The organism is Roseivivax sediminis (assembly GCF_900112685.1).
GTDB lineage: Bacteria > Pseudomonadota > Alphaproteobacteria > Rhodobacterales > Rhodobacteraceae > Roseivivax > Roseivivax sediminis.
Genome location: NZ_FOMS01000002.1, coordinates 198,947 through 215,663 on the forward strand (window position 1 = coordinate 198,947; position 16,717 = coordinate 215,663).

General features: G+C 66.9%; 14 protein-coding genes and 1 pseudogene. 10 read left to right on the forward strand and 5 right to left on the reverse strand.

The annotated features are described in order from the left end of the window. Positions 1 to 2: 2 nt before the first annotated feature. Positions 3 to 2,198 (reverse strand): YjbH domain-containing protein, encoded by a 2,196-nt coding sequence (locus F3H57_RS04060; protein WP_223162941.1) that lies wholly within the window; start codon positions 2,196 to 2,198, stop codon positions 3 to 5. Between the two features lie 233 nt (positions 2,199 to 2,431). On the opposite strand from F3H57_RS04060, the pseudogene F3H57_RS22460 reads away from it, so the two are divergent. After that, positions 2,432 to 2,557, forward strand: a pseudogene (locus tag F3H57_RS22460) (chemotaxis protein MotB); the annotation flags it as partial. Positions 2,558 to 2,724: 167 nt separating this feature from the next. Here F3H57_RS22460 and F3H57_RS04070 read toward each other — a convergent pair. Further along, positions 2,725 to 3,081, reverse strand: coding sequence for a flagellar protein FlgN (locus F3H57_RS04070; RefSeq protein WP_149754604.1), 357 nt, complete (start codon positions 3,079 to 3,081; stop codon positions 2,725 to 2,727). Continuing rightward, positions 3,074 to 3,382: a rod-binding protein gene (locus tag F3H57_RS04075; protein ID WP_223162942.1), complete on the reverse strand. Its 309-nt coding sequence runs from the start codon at positions 3,380 to 3,382 to the stop codon at positions 3,074 to 3,076. The genes F3H57_RS04070 and F3H57_RS04075 overlap by 8 nt, the downstream gene beginning before the upstream one ends. 2,377 nt (positions 3,383 to 5,759) lie before the next feature. On the opposite strand from F3H57_RS04075, the gene fliK reads away from it, so the two are divergent. Both fliK and F3H57_RS04085 read left to right on the forward strand, forming a co-directional pair. After that, complete coding sequence (fliK, locus tag F3H57_RS22075; RefSeq protein ID WP_188129591.1) at positions 5,760 to 6,320, forward strand: flagellar hook-length control protein FliK; 561 nt, start codon at positions 5,760 to 5,762, stop codon at positions 6,318 to 6,320. An 11-nt stretch (positions 6,321 to 6,331) separates the two neighbouring features. Further along, on the forward strand, positions 6,332 to 7,000 hold the full coding sequence (locus F3H57_RS04085; protein WP_149754607.1) for a flagellar hook capping FlgD N-terminal domain-containing protein: 669 nt from the start codon (positions 6,332 to 6,334) through the stop codon (positions 6,998 to 7,000). Positions 7,001 to 7,047: 47 nt separating this feature from the next. Here the strand turns inward: F3H57_RS04085 and ubiB are convergent, their stop codons facing one another. Beyond that, positions 7,048 to 8,580: a 2-polyprenylphenol 6-hydroxylase gene (gene ubiB, locus F3H57_RS04090; protein WP_149754608.1), complete on the reverse strand. Its 1,533-nt coding sequence runs from the start codon at positions 8,578 to 8,580 to the stop codon at positions 7,048 to 7,050. 3 nt (positions 8,581 to 8,583) lie between these two features. After that, a complete protein-coding gene (gene ubiE / locus F3H57_RS04095) occupies positions 8,584 to 9,336 on the reverse strand; it encodes a bifunctional demethylmenaquinone methyltransferase/2-methoxy-6-polyprenyl-1,4-benzoquinol methylase UbiE (protein WP_149754609.1) in 753 nt (250 codons plus the stop codon). 76 nt (positions 9,337 to 9,412) lie between these two features. Between ubiE and mutM the strand changes: the two genes are divergently transcribed. The 7 genes from mutM to F3H57_RS04130 all read left to right on the forward strand — a co-directional run bounded on the left by mutM (position 9,413) and on the right by F3H57_RS04130 (position 16,697). Continuing rightward, a complete protein-coding gene (mutM, locus tag F3H57_RS04100; RefSeq protein WP_149754610.1) occupies positions 9,413 to 10,264 on the forward strand; it encodes a bifunctional DNA-formamidopyrimidine glycosylase/DNA-(apurinic or apyrimidinic site) lyase in 852 nt (283 codons plus the stop codon). Between the two features lie 61 nt (positions 10,265 to 10,325). Next, positions 10,326 to 11,102, forward strand: coding sequence for an enoyl-CoA hydratase (locus F3H57_RS04105; RefSeq protein WP_149754611.1), 777 nt, complete (start codon positions 10,326 to 10,328; stop codon positions 11,100 to 11,102). A gap of 159 nt (positions 11,103 to 11,261) precedes the next feature. After that, entirely contained in the window at positions 11,262 to 11,528 is a 267-nt protein-coding gene (rpsT, locus tag F3H57_RS04110; protein ID WP_149754612.1) for a 30S ribosomal protein S20, read from the forward strand. A gap of 489 nt (positions 11,529 to 12,017) precedes the next feature. Beyond that, on the forward strand, positions 12,018 to 13,397 hold the full coding sequence (gene dnaA / locus F3H57_RS04115; RefSeq protein WP_223162943.1) for a chromosomal replication initiator protein DnaA: 1,380 nt from the start codon (positions 12,018 to 12,020) through the stop codon (positions 13,395 to 13,397). Between the two features lie 174 nt (positions 13,398 to 13,571). Then, positions 13,572 to 14,690, forward strand: coding sequence for a DNA polymerase III subunit beta (gene dnaN / locus F3H57_RS04120; protein WP_149754614.1), 1,119 nt, complete (start codon positions 13,572 to 13,574; stop codon positions 14,688 to 14,690). A 289-nt stretch (positions 14,691 to 14,979) separates the two neighbouring features. Further along, positions 14,980 to 16,080, forward strand: coding sequence for a DNA replication/repair protein RecF (gene recF / locus F3H57_RS04125; protein ID WP_149754615.1), 1,101 nt, complete (start codon positions 14,980 to 14,982; stop codon positions 16,078 to 16,080). Next, positions 16,077 to 16,697 carry a LysE family translocator gene (locus tag F3H57_RS04130; protein WP_149754616.1) on the forward strand — a complete coding sequence of 207 codons (621 nt, stop codon included), beginning with the start codon at positions 16,077 to 16,079 and terminating at the stop codon, positions 16,695 to 16,697. The genes recF and F3H57_RS04130 overlap by 4 nt, the downstream gene beginning before the upstream one ends. Positions 16,698 to 16,717: the final 20 nt, after the last annotated feature.

Genomic DNA, 16,717 nt, shown 5'->3' on the forward strand with positions numbered 1-16,717 from the left:
CGTCATCTCCAGAACCGCCCCCAGGATTTCGCGATTTCCGGGTCGTGGCTGTCGCGGACCCGGTCGTAGAGCCGGCCCGGCACCGACACGCGCGCGCCACCGTCGCGGGTGATGGGGCGGATGGTCTCGGTCCGGGTGCGCTGCGTCGCCTTGCCGCCGAGGACGTTGAAGGGGATCGTGATGGTGATGCCCTTGTCGAACGAGCCTTCGCCGAACTCTTCCGCGCTGACATCCGTCTTCGTGGCAAACGCGCCGATGCGCCAGCCGTTCTCGAACTCGCGCTCGACCGACAGGGTGGCGCCGTAATCGCCGGCGAGGTAGCGACCGACGTCGAGCTGGGTGTGGAGCCCGTAGCCGAGGTCGTAATACGCGGAGACGTGACCGGTCAGCTCGGGAAACGCACCGGAGGGCGTGACGTTTTCGCGGATGCCGAAGCCCTGGTCCGTCTCGCGCAGGCGCACGTAGTTGAGTTCGGCCCCGAGGCCGAGCCGGCTGTCCACCGGCTTCCACAGCAGTTCCGTCGAGAGGCCGGCATACATGCGTTCCAGATAGCCCGCGGTGATGCGACCGTAGAGGTCTTCCGCCGGACGCGTGTAGTAGCCGAGCGTCAGACTCTCCATGCGCGCCTGGCCATCTTCGACGTAGTTCGGGAAAGAGGTGCGAACCGCCGGAAGCTCCGAGCCGTTGTCGTCGCTCTCCTCGAGGTTCCCGCTCAGCGCGTAGGCGAGCGCCCCCGCCAGTTCGAAACCCGGTGCCAGCACGTAAGACCCGCTCAGTCGCAGACCCGTCTCCGTGCGGATCGGCTCGTCCGGGTCGAAAGCCGAATATTCGAGATAGGGCCGCAGCCGCCAGTTGAAACGCGGATAGGCGTCATCGAAGGTCGGCGGCAACCGGCCCCCTGCGGCGTCGCCGATGTCGGCCTTCGCATACATCGTCTGCGCGGCGTCGAATTCGTGCCGCTCCAGATCGCCGCGCTGCACAGTGACTGTGGATGTCGGCATCCCGTCCACGGTGGTGATGATGACGAACTCGGAGATCGAGTCCGGCACCGCCCGGGTCATGGTCCGCGCGGTGCGGCCGATCGCCTGGGAATGGGCGGTGTAGCGCAGGTTCTCGATCCGCACCGTCGCGCGGCCCGGCTCCAGCGACATGCCCTCGAGCCGAATGCCCTGGTCGAGCAGGGACTCGTTCAGGCCCGTGGCGATGCGATCCTGCCGCGCCGTGTCGGTCGTCCAGCCGAGGTCGGCAACGCGCGACGGGCGGCGCGGGCGCACGGGTAGCGGCGCGGTATCGTTCCCGCCCGGAACGATCGACGTGCGCGGGTTGATCGGAAAGGTCAGCTGCGCCCCGAACTCGGTACCGTAGGCATGGTAGAGCGACACCTGCGTGCCGTTGTCGAAGGTGTAGTCGAGCCCGACATTGACCGAGGATTCGCGCTCGAAGCTCGTGGTCCGGGTTTCCTCGATCGTGTAGTCGTCCGAGGAATATTCCAGCTTCACGCGGAACTTGTCGTTCACGTCCCAGCTGATGCCGGCGAAGGGCGCGACGTCGCCGCGGAAAAAGGTGTCGACGTTGGCCTCTCCCCCCGTGCCGATCACCTCGGGATCGAGCGCGCCGTTCACCGTGTTGGGGCGCGTGCCGACCATGCCTATGGGGTTGTTGGTGCCCAGCCGTCCCCATCCGAGGCCGCCGGTCACCCGCACACCGGGCAGGATCTCCTTGGTCGCCACCACGTATTCGCCGGCATAGACCCCGGTGCCGACAAAGTCCTGCAGGCCCACCGCCACAGATGGCAGGTAGTAGCTCTCCTTCAGGAGCTGGAAGCGCAGGTCGAAGCTGCGGTCGTAATAATCGCCGTCGCGGTTGCCGGGAATGTTCGAGTCGCTCAGACGGCTGTAACGGAACGTGCCGATCAGGCGCGGCAGCATCTGAAAGCTCAGCGTCGTGCGGGTGGAATTCCCGAAATGCGAAAGCGTCGCCCCGAGCGTGGCATCCGGCGCCATCTCGGCGGTCGGCATGTCGATCAGGCCTGGCAGGCCGTAGAGGTTGTAGCTCGGGATACGGTCGGTGACCTCGTCCATGTAGGGTCCCGAAAGCCGTTGCTGCTGCGCCCCGGCGCCGCTGCCGGCCAGGATCGTGCACGCCAGCAGCGCCGCGATGGTCGCGCCGCCCCGGCCCGTGGTCGTCCCTCTGGTCATCGAGACCTCCAGCCCCTCTTCTTCCTCGCCCTTCTATCGAGAAGCCGGCCGCAAAGTCCATGCGGACCAGCGTGGCAAAGCCGGAACTCGTGCGCGAAAGCCGCAACATGTGCGTTTTCGGCACTTCGTTGCCACGATGTTGCCGCCGCGCCGCCAGCCCTCATTAATGCTTGCAAAACACTTATGCCGCATACCTGTCCCCGGGTGAACGAAATAAGGTGGAGTGGGAGCTTATGGCAGCCGACGGGAATGGTGCGCCTATCATCATCAAGCGAAAGAAGGTGGTGGGCGGCGGCGGGCATCACGGTGGTGCCTGGAAGGTGGCCATTGTTATAGACCCTACAGTTTCGGTCGCTTTTGCGACGTTCCATTACCGCTTGCGCGGTTCGCTAGGCCGTTCTGACCGTCGCGGGAGGATCTAGCTTCGCCCCTCCCACCGCGTCCGTATCGAACGCAGCGCCACCATCGGGAAAATGTCTTAACGTGCGGCTAAGCGTCGACCGCACAACGCCGACACTTTTACCGATCAGGCGCGTTTCTCCATCCGGCCGCGAGGCGCCGCGTCGAGCGTCAGTTTCTGCCCCCGCCCGTCATAGGTGGCGCCGCCATTGCGGACTTCGCGCAGCGCCTCCAGCCGCTCGGACACACTCCGCAGCCCGTCCAGAGCCTGCTCGAACAGCTCGCGATTTCGCTTCAGTTTTATCTGCAGCGGGGCGATGCGGTCGGGCGCTTCGGACGCCTCGTTCCGGAGCGCGTCGATCAGCTGTGCCTTGCGCTCAAGCAGGGGTTCCAGCGCCGCGAGGCGTCCGCCGGTCAGGGCGTCGCGCTCCTCGTCGAGCAGGCGGTCGAGTTCCGTGACCGGGGAGAGATGGGTGTCAGTCATGGGACGAGTCCTTAAGCATGTTGAATATCTGTTCGGCGAGCCCGATTCCACCGGCTTCGGCCAATTGGCGGGCGTGCGAATCGCGCAGTAGAGATGCGAACTGGTCCTCGCCGGCCCCGCCGCCGAAGGCATCGGGCGCCTTGCCGAACCTTGCGGCCTTCAGCATCTCCGACAGGAATTGAGCCTCGAGGCCGACGGCGGCGTCACGAAGGGTTCGGCCGGCCTCTGTCAGGGGTTGGCCGGATTTGACGATCGTCGTTCCCGCCGCGGCTATCATGACTGTTTGCAGAGTTCTCTCCATCGATCGGTTTTTCCGCATGCTCCTTTGCGGCGGTAAATATTCAGTAACTCGGGTGCGCCTAAGTTCCGGAAGAGCCGCAAGAATCGGGGATTGCATGATTCAGAGACTGTTGAAGCTGGGTGCGAGCATGGCTCCGTCGATGCAGGCTTCCCCGTCCAGGGCACGTGAGGACCAGGCGCGGGAGGGATTGAGTTTCGCGGACCATTTCGAGCGGGACGAAGGCTCCAACCGGAACGGCAAAGCGCTCGGCGACGACGGCGTGACCGCGAATGCCAAGATGAGCGGGGACGGCCCGCCGGACGCGAACGGGACGCGATCCAGCGGACAAGACGGGGGGAAGTTGCCGCGGACGGCCGTCGAAGAGAATGACCGTCTTGGTGGTGAAACCGGATCTGGCGCTGAACGGCAAACTGCATCTCCAAGCGTTTCGGGCCCGGGTCTGGGGGAGAGAGCAACCGCGGGCGCTGCGCATACGGTCCCCCGGCGCACGCATTCTCGATCCGAGATGACCGGACCCAGGCCGCGGCCCACGGCGAGAACAGACGTTGACCGAAACGATGGACGTGCGGATCGTATGAAGGGAGGGCAAGGACTTGAGGGGCGGGCGAATACCGATGCCCTGCCGCCTGCCGCCCGCAAGGATCCTGCAGCGGTCGCGGCGCTTCGGCACGACGCGCAGAGCGGAAGGGTTCCCGTGTCCGACGGAACCGGGGTTGAAGGCTTCGAAAGAACCGATCCGTTCGCGACCGGCCGGAACGATCAGGGGCAAGTCGAGAGGGCGGATATTCAGATCCTGGCGGAACCATCGGCCGCGCGCCTGGGCGGGGCGGATATGCGGCAGGGGCTGACAAGCGCTCAGGCGGGGTGGTCCGCCGGTGTCGGGCGCATGCCCGGCGCCGCGCAAGAATTGCATGTGCAACCGGCTGCGGCCGCGGCGAGCGTCGAGCAAGGTGTACAGGCGGGCGGTGCGCCGCCGCCGGATCCGGTTCCAAGCGCTGCCAACGATGAATTGCCCCGGTCGACCGAGGCGGCTGCAGACGTGGCCACGGACGTCCGGACCGGCGGAATTGAATGGCGTATTGACGCTGTCGCCGTAAACAAGGGAACAAGCCCGCTAAGTCCGGAATCTCCGCCCGCGCAGATGCGCCGGCCCCAAGTCGGCCATCTGTCCGAGCAGACCGGCAAGACGCCAGGGGCGCAAGGCGACCCCCAGGGAACGCAGAGTTATCAGATCATGGCTGCGGATCCGGGTCAGCGCGGTAGAGCGGGCGCGCGAATGAGCGCTGCGGTGAGTTCCGCTGAAGCCGTCGGAGCGTCCGGGGTAAGCGCCGAAAGAATAACCTCCAGCTCTCGTACAGAGCGCTTGGCGGCATTGAGGCGTCCCGAACCGGGGCCCTTTTCCGCAACCCCGGGTTCGGATCAAGACGTCGCGGTTGCACGAGGCACTGAGCGTGCGGAAGGTTTGTCTCGTTCCTCCCTGGAAACGGCTCGCTCTCTCGCTCCGCAGTCCCTGGGGGAGACCTTTGCGAAGGCTGCGCCGACACCGCGAGGAAGGGCGTCTCCCGCATCTGCTAGTGCCAGCGGGAGCCACGGTGCAATACAAAGAGCGGCAGTAAGCGAACTGGCCGGCGCGTCCGGAGAGGCCAAGGAGGGCATCGCCGGTGGCGGCAGAGTCGAGCCATTTGCAGAAGCTCTGACGAGAATGGCCGTGGCAGCCGGTGCGGATGCGGCGGCTCGTTTCGATCCAACACAAGCCCGTGTCCTCTCGGCCGGTCACGACATGTCGCGGCAATCGGTAAGCCAGGGTTCCGCGACCGAGCCAGCGCCTGTGCTTCGTGGCGATCCGGCTCCCGGACGGTCTGACCCGCACGGGGCGGGCGCGAAGATCAATTCTGTTTCGTGGCGTCCTCGGGAACTCGAAGGCTCGGCCGATGGAGCAGGGAAGCGGCGGGATCAGGATGCGGCGCCGCCGAACCGGGGTGCGCCGCGGGCGGTTGGCACGGCGGCGCGGCGCGGCGCCGTATCCGTTGCCCCCAATGCCTCGGTGCAGCCTGCGTCGCGGGCAGGCGTGCGTGCCGAGACGCAATCGCGCAGCGCACACTCCTCTCGATCGGTTGCTTCAACCCCTTCTGCAGTCCGGATCGCAACACGCAACGACGCGGCGAACGGCACTCCTGTCGCCTCACCTCAAGGCCTGCGGGAGGGCGTTGGTGCGATGCCGCGCGACGGTGACTCGGGGTCTCCGCCCCCGCGGGAGGAGACCGCGCGGGATCAGGAGGCCCGACCTTCCCGACCGGGCGGTTCGGAGACCATCTCGACGACCGGCGCACGAGGGACGATCCCGACTGCCACTGCACACCCGGCCGGAGCAGGAATCATGCCGCCGGGCGGCGGGTTTCCGGCGCAGACGGAGCCGACAGAGCCGGGAGCCGGGCAGGAGGCAGGAGGCGACGGTGAGCCGCTCGAAGAACTGATGGCGCCGCGTGGCGATACGTCTTCTCCCCCGATGCCCGGGCTGTCCGCGCGGGCGGCGCCCGGGACGGCGGCGATCCAGGCCCCCTTGCGTCAGGTTGCAGAGGTCATCGGCCATCTGCGGGACGGCCCTGTCGAGGTGAAACTGCGGCCCGACGATCTGGGGCTCGTCCGGATGCAGTTGCATCAGACTGAGACGGCGATCGTCCTGCACGTCAGTGCCGAGCGGCCCGACACGCTGGATCTGATGCGGCGCCACGCCGATCTGCTTGCCCGCGAGCTTGCTGATGCCGGGTTCGGCTCGGTCGATTTCGATTTCGGCGGTGCGCGGGGCGGGGCCGCCGGGGAAGACCCGCCGAAGGGCGCGGCAATCGGCAGTTCTGATGCGATGCCTGCCGTCGATGAGGCCGAGACCGCGCAGGACAACGAACTGCCCCGGAATGCCGGGCTCGATATTCGGATTTGAGGAGCACCAACATGAATGAAGTCACTGCCCTCTCTGCCGGCGCCACGGGCGCTGCCACTGACACCGGCGGTCCGAGGCGCGCCGCGTTGGCATCGGACTTCGACACGTTCCTGCGCATGTTGACCGTGCAGGCCCGAAACCAGGATCCGTTGAACCCGCTCGACGCGACCGACTACGCTTCGCAGCTTGCCACGTTCTCCAACGTGGAGCAGCAGGTCGTCGCCAACGAACTGCTCACGCAGATCGCGTCCGCGGTCGGTGGATCGGCGCTCGATTCGCTCAGGGCGTGGGTCGGCGCGGACGTGCTCGCCAAGGTGCCGACGCGGGTCGATGGCGGTCCGGTGGTGGTTCATACGGAGGCCGAGGCTGGCGCGACTGCAGCCCGGCTGGTGGTGACCGATGCGTCCGGAACTGTCGTCTCGCATCAGTCATTCGATCCTGCGGCACGTAGGGTCACGTGGGACGCGACCGACAGCCTCGGACAGCCGGTCGTGCAGGGAACCTACAGCTTTTCGGTCGAAAGCTTCGAGGGCGACAAACGCATCGCCACCAGCGATGCCGCGGTCTACGCCCGCGTGATCGAAGCACGCTTTGGCGCGGACGGCGAGTCGGAGTTGGTTCTGGGCGACGGCACGGAATTGCCCGAAAGTGCGGTTCTCGGGATGCGGGTTGCGTCGTGACACCGGTCGCAAACCGGCGTGACCGGAACGGGCCGCGGTCTGCCGACTCAGCCGACCCCGATCGCGAGGCCGACAAGCGCCGCGCCGGCTGCGGCGCCAATGGCCCCCCAGAGCGCAGCGACGGGCCAGACCCGTCGCGGCTGCCTCTCGCCCATTTGGGACTGGAAGATCAGCATCTCCTCGACCAGGCCCGGCAGGCGCGGACCGAAGCGCGACAGCACCTTCACCGTCTCGCGGAGGTCGTGCACCACGGCCCGCGGCCCGATGGAGCGCTTGATGTAATCCTCCACCACCGGCTGGGCGACATGCCATATGTTCATGTGCGGATTGAGGGAGCGCGCAACGCCTTCCACGACCACCATCGTGCGCTGGAGCAGGATGAGTTCGGTGCGCGTCTCCATGCCAAATCGCTCGGTCACCTCGAAGAGGTAGGCGAGAAGCCGCGCCATGGAGATTCGCGTGGCGTCCATTCCGAAGATCGGCTCGCCCACGGCGCGCAGGGCGCGCGCGAATTCGTCCTTGTCGCGGTCGGCGGGCACGTAGCCGGCCTCGAAATGCACCTCTGCCACGCGCTGGTAATCGCGGCGGATGAACCCGTAGAGGATCTCCGCGTAAACCCGGCGGGTATATTCGTCGATATGGCCCATGATGCCGAAGTCGATGGCGATGATGTCGCCGTTCGGCGCGACCTTGAGATTGCCCTGGTGCATGTCGGCGTGGAAGAAGCCGTCGCGCAGGGCGTGCTGCAGAAAGAGCTGCAGCACCCGCTCGGACAGTTCCGTCCGGTCATGCCCCGCCGCATCGAGCGCGGCGTTGTCGCCCATAGAGACGCCATCGGCCCAGCCCAGCGTCATCATCCGCCGCCCCGACAGAAACCAGTGCACGCGCGGCACCTGGAACCCCGAATCCTCTCGTGTATTGGAAGCATATTGCGAGGCGGAGGCAGCCTCCAGCCGCAGGTCCAGCTCGCCCATCACCACGCCTTCGAAATGGCGGATCACGTCCATCGGCCGCAGCCGCCGGGAAGAGGGGGAGAGCATCTCCACGCAGCGGGCGGCGAGGTAGAAAGCGTCGATATCCTTGCGGAAGGCGCGTTCGATGCCCGGGCGCAGGACCTTGACCGCCACGGTCTCTCCGGTCTCGGCGACCACCGCGCGGTGCACCTGCGCGATGGAGGCGGCCGCGACGGGCGCGCTGAATTCCGAGAACAGGGTGTCGGCGGGCTCGCCGAGCTCGTAGGCGATGGAGGACTTGGCCTCTTCGATCGAGAAGGGCGGCAGCTTGTCCTGCAGCACTCGCATCTGTGCCGCCAGATCGTCGCCGACCACGTCGGGGCGCGTCGACAGGATCTGCCCGAACTTGATGTAGGCCGGCCCGAGCGCGGTGAGCGCGCGCGTGACCGGCGGCATTGCCACGTCGCCCTCGTCGCCGAGCCGCTTGAACGGCCAGCCGAGCACACGCGCCGCCAGGCGCAAGGGCCGCGGCGCATCGAACGCGTCCAGCACGACGCGCATCGCGCCCGTGCGCTCCAGCGTGGCGCCCGTGCGGACCAGCCGCCAGATGTTGTGGGGACCCCGCAAAACTCAGATCTTCCAGCCGGAATGCAGGCAGGCGATGCCCAAGGAGAGGTTGCGGTAGCGCGCCTGTTCAAAGCCGGCGGCCTCCACCATGGCCAGGAACGTGTCCTGATCGGGGAAACGGCGGATCGATTCGACGAGATACTGGTAGCTGTCGCGGTCGCCCGCCAGCACCTGGCCCATCGCGGGAATCAGGTTGAAGGAATAGCGGTCGTAGGCCCAGGCCAGTGCCGGCACCGGGACCTGGCTGAATTCGAGCACCATCAGCCGCCCGCCGGGGCGCAGCACGCGATAGGCTTCGGCCAGAGCGTCCTCGGGCCGGGTGACGTTCCGGATGCCGAAGCTGATCGTGTAGACGTCGAAGCTGCTGTCCGGAAAGGGCAGGGCCATCGCATCGCCCACCACCCAGTCGAGCTGATCCGACATCGCCTCGGCCTCCGCGCGGGCGCGGCCGGCCTCCAGCATCGGGGCGGTCAGGTCGAGCACGGTGGCGTGCCCGGCGCCGGCGCGCTTCAGGAACCGGAAGGAGATGTCGCCGGTGCCGCCCGCGACGTCGAGCAGCCGCTGGCCGCGCCGCGGCGCCAGCCAGTCCATCATCGCGTCCTTCCAGAGGCGGTGAATTCCGAGGCTCATCGCATCGTTCATCAGGTCGTAACGTTGCGCGACAGAGGTGAAGACACCCTGCACGCGGCCTGCCTTGTCGGATTCGGGGATGTCCTCGAATCCGAAATGCGTCGTTTTTCTGGTGTCTTCGCTCATGGCTCTTGTTCTATCCCCAGCCTCACCCTCCTTATAGGGCGCGCCGCCGCCCGTACAACGCGAAGGACCAGGCCGGATGCCCGAATTGCCGGAAGTCGAGACAGTGCGTCGCGGCCTCGTGCCGGTGATGGAGGGCGTGCAGATCGCGCACGCCCGCGTCAACCGCCCCGATTTGCGCTGGCCGTTTCCGGCGGACATGGCAGTACGGCTGACCGGCGCGCGCGTGGAGCGGCTGGAGCGGCGCTCGAAATACCTCCTGGCCGCGCTCGACACCGGGGAGACGCTGCTCATGCATCTGGGGATGTCGGGGCGGATTCTGGTGTCGGGCGATCCGTTGGGCCTGTTCGTCCACGACCATCCCGCGCCCGAAACGCACGATCACGTCGTCTTCGACATGGCCTCGGGCGCGCGGGTGACGTTCAACGATCCCCGCCGTTTCGGCGCGATGGACCTGATGGCGACCGAGGGGCGCGAGGCGCACCCCCTGCTTTCCGCGCTGGGGCCGGAGCCGTTGGGCAACAGCTTTCACGAGGCGCACCTGGTCGCCGCCTTCGAAGGGCGCAATACGCCGGTGAAGGCGGCGCTTCTCGATCAGAAGATCGTCGCGGGATTGGGCAACATCTACGTGTGCGAAGCGCTTTTCCGGGCGCGCATCCATCCCGGACGGCGCGCAGGGCGGATCTCTCACGCGCGGCGCGCGCGGCTCGTCCCGGCGATCCGCGAGACGCTGACCGAGGCCATCGCCGCCGGCGGATCGTCCCTGCGCGACTACCGCCAGGCGGACGGGGAGCTGGGTTATTTCCAGCACAGTTTCGACGTCTACGGCCGCGAAGGGCAGCCCTGCCAACGCGATGGATGCGGCGGCATCGTGCGCCGGATCGTGCAATCGGGGCGGTCGAGCTTCTACTGCGCGCGCTGCCAAAGATAGCTTGAACCGCGCCCCCGAGGTGTTAAGCGTTTCCAACCTGACACAATCGGAGCCGTGTTTCATGGCCTATGAGACGATCATCGTCGAAGTAGAAGACCACGTCGCCGTCATCAAGCTGAACCGCCCCGATGCGCTCAACGCGCTCAACTCCCAGCTTCTGGGCGAACTCGCCAAGGCTCTGAAAGAGGCGAACGCCAACGAAAAGGTGCGCTGCATCATTCTGACCGGCTCCTCCAAGGCGTTCGCCGCCGGGGCGGACATCAAGGAGATGTCCGAGAAGACCTTCGTCGACGTCTTCCTGGCTGATTATTTCGGCAATGAAGCGACGGCGATCCTGAACGTCCGCAAGCCGGTCATCGCGGCCGTCGCCGGCTACGCGCTGGGTGGCGGGTGCGAGCTGGCGATGATGTGCGACTTCGTCATTGCCGCCGACAACGCCAAGTTCGGCCAGCCCGAGATCAACCTTGGCGTCGTCGCGGGCATCGGCGGCACCCAGCGCCTGACCCGCGCCGTGGGCAAGTCCAAGAGCATGGACATGCACCTGACCGGCCGCTTCATGGACGCCGCGGAAGCCGAGCGCGCCGGATTGGTGAGCCGCGTCGTCCCCGCCAAGAGCCTGATGGAAGAGGCCAACGGAGCGGCGGCGAAGATCGCCGAGAAGTCGATGCTGACGACGATGGCGGTCAAGGAAGCGGTGAACCGGTCGTTCGAGACATCGCTCACCGAGGGGCTGCTGTTCGAACGCCGGCTGTTCCATTCGATGTTCGCCAGCGAAGATCAGACCGAGGGCATGAACGCGTTCCTCGAGAAACGCTCGGCCCAGTTCCGCGACAAGTAGCGGCGATTCCCGCTTGGCATCGCGCGGCGCGTGATGTATGCGCGCCGCTTACATGCGCGTGCAGCCCGCTCTGGCTAGAATCGATCCGGTCGACCGACGGCCCGGAGTCGTGGCTCGTTACGCGACGATACACGAATAGTGACGACAAGGATCGATCGCATGGCAAATACGCCCCAAGCCAAGAAACGCGCGCGTCAGAACGAAAAGCGCTACGCAGTCAACAAGGCGCGCCGGTCGCGCATCCGTACCTATCTGCGCAAGGTCGAAGAGGCCATCGCATCGGGCGATCAGGCCGCCGCTCAGGCCGCCCTGCGCGAGGCCCAACCGGAGTTGATGCGCGGTGTTACGAAAGGCGTTTTCCACAAGAATACCGCTGCGCGTAAAATGTCGCGACTCTCGTCCCGCGTGAAAGCACTCGCGCAATAAATATCTACATCTGGTACTTATTTGATGAGGCTCCGCTATTTGCGGGGCCTTTTCGCGTATGTGACTGATTTGCATACCCCAAAGGATTCGATTTCAGGGAATATCTGAGTCAAGGCTGAGTTTAAGTTGAAGCGGGCGCCGGCATTGGTAGTTTGATCCTCGCGAGTCACACTGAGGACAGACCGGGACGCCCGACACGCTGTTGCGCGGCGAGAGGGGGGAGCGGTTTCGCGGCTGGAGTTGCGCCTGGCCCGGAACGGTACGCTGCTGTGCCACTGTCCATTAGACAAGTAACGAGCCAGTGTTTCCGGCTTGAGCGGTTCGATTTCGGTTGAACCGTCAGGGTGGATTTTGGCCGGTCGTCCCCAGGTTCCGGGGAAGTCGCCTGCAATGCGGGCGGCCATGCGACCTGTTGTCCAGTGCGGCGACGCAAAATTCCACGGGGCAGCCGTGGAGATTGGGCAGAGCTTGGGCACGGATTCGGACGATATGACACAGGAACAGTGGGGCGCCTTGCGTCAGTCACTCTGCGACACACTCGGAGAGAACAACTACAAGGCGTGGATAGAACCGCTGCATTTCGACGGGCTGAAGGATGGCGTGGCCACCTTCGGCGCGCCGACGCACTTCGTCGGCAACTACGTGTCGCAGAACTTCGGCGACGCGATGCTGCACCACATCAACGCGCTAAACGGCAACGTGCGCCGTCTGAACTTCCGCGTGATGCAGGACGCCGGAGAGATGCGCGGCGCGAACGAGTCCGGCCGGCCCGCGGCCCCGGCCAAGGCCGCCGCGGCGGCGCAATCGGCCCCGGCGTCGTCGGACCTTCTGCCGAGCGGGGCGCTCGACCAGCGATTCACCTTCGACAGCTTCGTTGTCGGCAAGCCCAACGCGCTTGCCCATGCCGCCGCGCGCCGCGTCGCAGATGGCGGGGAGGTGACGTTCAATCCGCTGTTCCTGCATGGCGGTGTCGGCCTCGGCAAGACCCACCTGATGCACGCCATCGCGTGGGAGCTGCGCACCCGCAACCCGCATCTCAACGTGCTCTACCTCTCGGCCGAGCAGTTCATGTACCGGTTCGTCCAGGCGTTGCGCGATCGGCGCATGATGGACTTCAAGTCGATCTTCCGCTCGGTCGACGTGCTGATGGTGGACGACGTGCAGTTCATCTCGGGGAAGGATTCCACGCAGGAGGAGTTCTTCCACACGTTCAACGCGCTGGTGGACCAGAACAAGCAGATCGTGATCTCGGCCGACCGCGCCCCGGACGCGATCAAGGATCTCGAGAACCGCATTCGCAGCCGCCTGCAATCTGGCCTCGTGGTCGACCTGCACCCGACCGATTACGAGCTGCGCCTCGGCATCCTGCAGACCAAGGTGGAGCAGCAGCGCCAGCATTACCCGGACGTGGAGATCGCCGACGGCGTGCTGGAGTTCCTCGCGCACCGGATCTCATCGAACGTGCGGGTGCTCGAAGGGGCTCTGACCCGGCTGTTCGCCTTTGCCTCGCTCATCGGGCGCAAGATGGACATGGATCTCACCCATGAATGCCTGACCGACGTGCTGCGCGCGAACGAGCGCAAGGTCTCGGTCGAGGAGATCCAGCGCAAGGTGGCGGAGCACTACAACATCCGCCTGTCCGACATGATCGGCCCGCGCCGCACCCGCACCTTCGCGCGGCCGCGGCAGGTGGCGATGTTCCTGTCCAAGAAGCTCACGCAGCGGTCGCTGCCCGAGATCGGGCGCCGTTTCGGCGGACGCGATCACACCACCGTCATGCACGGCGTGAAACGGATCGAGGAGCTGGTGCGCGAGGACGGCCAGTTGGCCGAGGACATCGAGCTTCTGCGCCGCGCGCTGGAAGCCTGAGCAACGGGGCGGCGGGGCGAGTCCACGTCACCACACTTGCGGGCAGGGCGGCGCGGCTGCCGCCCCATGCCCTTGACGCCCCTGTGAAACCGTCGGACAAAACGGGAAACGCGCCGCAGCGCCGGGCCATGGCCGTCCGGCGCCCGAAGGCTGGCGCTTCCGGAGGGAGAGGCGATGAAATTCAGCATGGAGCGCGCGACGCTGCTCAAGGCGGTCAGCCAGGCGCAGTCGGTCGTCGAGCGGCGCAACACTATCCCGATCCTCGCCAACGTGCTGATCGAGGCCGATGGGGAGGGCGTGCAGTTCCGCGCCACCGACCTCGACATAGAGGTCGTCGACAAGGCGGTCGCGCAGGTCGAACGCGCCGGGGCGACCACAGTGTCGGCGGTCCTTCTGCACGAGATCGTCCGCAAGCTGCCGGACGGCGCGCTGGTCAGCCTGACCGAGGACGGCGCCGCGGGCCGCATGACGGTCGAGGCGGGGCGCTCCAACTTCTCGCTCGCGACGCTGCCTAAGGAAGATTTCCCGGTGATGGCGTCGTCGGAATACGCCGCGAATTTCTCGGCCAAGGCGTCCGTCCTGCGGCGGCTCTTCGACAAATCGAAATTCGCCATCTCGACGGAAGAGACGCGCTATTATCTCAACGGCGTCTACATGCACATCGCCGATGGCGAGGACGCTCGCGCGCTGCGCTGCGTGGCGACCGACGGCCACCGCCTCGCGCGGATCGATTCCGAAGTGCCGAGCGGGGCCGAGGAGATGCCGGGCGTGATCGTGCCGCGCAAGACGGTCGGCGAGATGCGCAAGCTCCTGGAGGACGACGACATGGACATCGCCGTGTCGGTCTCCGAGACCAAGGTGCGCTTCGCGACGCCCGACATCACGCTGACCTCCAAGGTCATCGACGGGACCTTCCCGGATTATTCGCGGGTGATCCCGCAGAACAACACCAAGCGGCTCGAGGTCGACGCCGGTGAATTCGCCAAGGCGGTGGACCGGGTCGCCACGGTCAGCTCGGAGCGCAGCCGCGCGGTGAAGATGCAGCTCGACGAGGACCGGCTGATCCTGTCGGTCAACGCCCCCGACAGCGGCGCGGCGGAGGAAGAGCTGGCCGTCGCCTATGGCGACGAGCGGCTGGAGATCGGTTTCAACGCCAAGTACCTCCTGGAGATCGCCAGCCAGGTGGACCGCGAGAACGCGGTGTTCCTGTTCAACTCCTCCGGCGATCCGACGCTGATGCGCGAGGGGAACGACACCTCGGCGGTCTATGTCGTGATGCCGATGCGGGTGTGATCTAAGGCCCTAGAAGGTGCCGGGCGCGCGCCGGACCGGGGGCTGGCGATGCGACCTCCGAGGTCTGCGCTTTATCCGGGCCAGGCTCCTCCGCAATATGAACGTCGCACGCGGGTGAAAACGCGCCAGACCGCCGGGCCGGTCCGGCGCGCGCCCGGCACCTTCGGTGTTGTTCGGGCGGATCGGCGCATCGCTCAGCTGTTGCGGGGCAGGACGGAGGCCGCGCGTTAGCCTAAGTCGCCCCCTTCCGCTTGCAAACCGCCCGCCCCCGCGCGTTAAGTCGCGCAGAATGTCGCTTTATCTCGCCCGCCTGACCCTGTCGCATTTCCGCTCTCACAGGCGGGTCGCGCTCGACCTCGATGCGCGGCCGGTGGCGCTTTACGGGCCGAACGGGGCGGGCAAGACCAACCTTCTTGAGGCGGTGTCGCTGTTCTCTCCGGGCCGCGGGATGCGCCGCGCCAGCGCGCAGGACATCGCCCGCCGGCCCGAGGCGCTCGGCTGGAAGGTGACCGGCGATCTCGTCACGCCCGGCACGCGCCACGACGTCGCCTTCACCTCGGAGGGCGGGGCCCCCCGCGCGGTGCGCATCGACGACAAGGTCGCGGCGCAGGTCGCGTTGGGGCGGCTGGCGCGGGTGCTCTGGCTGGTGCCGGCGATGGACCGGCTGTGGATCGAAGGCGCCGAAGGGCGCCGCCGCTTTCTCGACCGCATGGCGCTGTCCTTCTTCCCGGCGCATGGCGAGGCGTCGCTCGACTACGAAAAGGCGATGCGCGACCGCAACCGCCTGCTGAAGGACCAGGTGCGCGACCCGGGCTGGTATCGGGCCCTCGAGGCGCAGATGGCGCGCACCGGCACCGCCATCCACGTCTCCCGCCAGGCCACGCTCGTCCGGATAGAGGCCGCGCAGGCGGGGGCGGAAACCGCCTTTCCCACCGCCGGCCTGACCCTGACCCAGACCGAGGGAGAGATGCCCGCCACCGAGGAGGATCTGCGCGTCGCGCTGGAAGAGGGGCGCGCGAGAGACCTTGCTGCCGGGCGGACGCTGGTCGGGCCGCACCGCGCCGACCTATACGGTGTATTCGCCGCCAAGGGCGTGCCCGCCGCCGACAGTTCCACCGGAGAGCAGAAGGCGCTGCTGATCTCTCTCATCCTCGCCAATGCGCGCGCTCTGGCCGAAGAGATCGGCGCGGCGCCGATCCTGCTACTGGACGAGGTGGCGGCGCATCTCGACGCTGGGCGCCGCGCGAGCCTCTACGACGAGATCGCCGCGCTTGGCGCACAGGCGTGGATGACCGGCACCGGGCCGGAACTGTTCGAGGATCTGGGCGACCGCGCGCAGCGCGTGGCGGTGGCAGAGGAGGAGGGGGTGTCGAAGGTGGTGCCGCAATGACAGTGACCGTGTCGGCCCTCGCGCTTTATGCCGGCGCGCTCCTTATCCTGTTCCTCACGCCCGGACCCGTCTGGGTGGCGATGATCGCGCGCACGCTGACCGGCGGGTTAGCCGCTGCCTGGCCGCTGGCGCTGGGGGTCGTGGTGGGCGACGTCGTCTGGCCTTTCCTCGCGATCCTCGGCGTCGCCTGGATCGTGGAGCAATACGACGGCGCGATGACCGTGCTGCGCTGGGTCGCCGCCGCAACCTTCATCGCCATGGGCGTGATGATCCTGCGCAAGGCCGGCGACACGATCGGTGCAGACAGCCGGCTCACCCGGCCGGGCGCTGCGGCGGGGTTCGTCGCCGGGCTGGCGGCGATCCTCGGCAATCCCAAGGCGATCCTGTTCTACATGGGAATGCTGCCGGGCTTCTTCGATCTGGGGGCGCTCACGCGCGCCGACATCACCGCCATCGTCACGCTCTCGGCGATCATGCCGCTGGTCGGCAATCTCGTGCTCGCGGTGTCGGTCGACCGGGCGCGGAGACTTCTCGCCTCGCCACGGGCGGTGCGTCGCATGAACCGCGGGGCCGGGATCGCGCTGATCCTCGTGGGACTCGTCATCCCCTTGGCCTGACCTGCGTCGGGCCCATCGCG

Coding starts and splice junctions, on each gene's coding strand:
- F3H57_RS04085 (WP_149754607.1), top strand. CDS start 6,332: ATGAATGAAGTCACTGCCCTCTCTGCCGGCGCCACGGGCGCTGCCACT.
- mutM (WP_149754610.1), top strand. CDS start 9,413: ATGCCCGAATTGCCGGAAGTCGAGACAGTGCGTCGCGGCCTCGTGCCG.
- F3H57_RS04130 (WP_149754616.1), top strand. CDS start 16,077: ATGACAGTGACCGTGTCGGCCCTCGCGCTTTATGCCGGCGCGCTCCTT.
- dnaN (WP_149754614.1), top strand. CDS start 13,572: ATGAAATTCAGCATGGAGCGCGCGACGCTGCTCAAGGCGGTCAGCCAG.
- F3H57_RS04060 (WP_223162941.1), bottom strand. CDS start 2,198: ATGACCAGAGGGACGACCACGGGCCGGGGCGGCGCGACCATCGCGGCG.
- F3H57_RS04105 (WP_149754611.1), top strand. CDS start 10,326: ATGGCCTATGAGACGATCATCGTCGAAGTAGAAGACCACGTCGCCGTC.
- rpsT (WP_149754612.1), top strand. CDS start 11,262: ATGGCAAATACGCCCCAAGCCAAGAAACGCGCGCGTCAGAACGAAAAG.
- F3H57_RS04075 (WP_223162942.1), bottom strand. CDS start 3,382: ATGGAGAGAACTCTGCAAACAGTCATGATAGCCGCGGCGGGAACGACG.
- fliK (WP_188129591.1), top strand. CDS start 5,760: ATGCCGCCGGGCGGCGGGTTTCCGGCGCAGACGGAGCCGACAGAGCCG.
- dnaA (WP_223162943.1), top strand. CDS start 12,018: ATGACACAGGAACAGTGGGGCGCCTTGCGTCAGTCACTCTGCGACACA.
- ubiE (WP_149754609.1), bottom strand. CDS start 9,336: ATGAGCGAAGACACCAGAAAAACGACGCATTTCGGATTCGAGGACATC.
- F3H57_RS04070 (WP_149754604.1), bottom strand. CDS start 3,081: ATGACTGACACCCATCTCTCCCCGGTCACGGAACTCGACCGCCTGCTC.
- recF (WP_149754615.1), top strand. CDS start 14,980: ATGTCGCTTTATCTCGCCCGCCTGACCCTGTCGCATTTCCGCTCTCAC.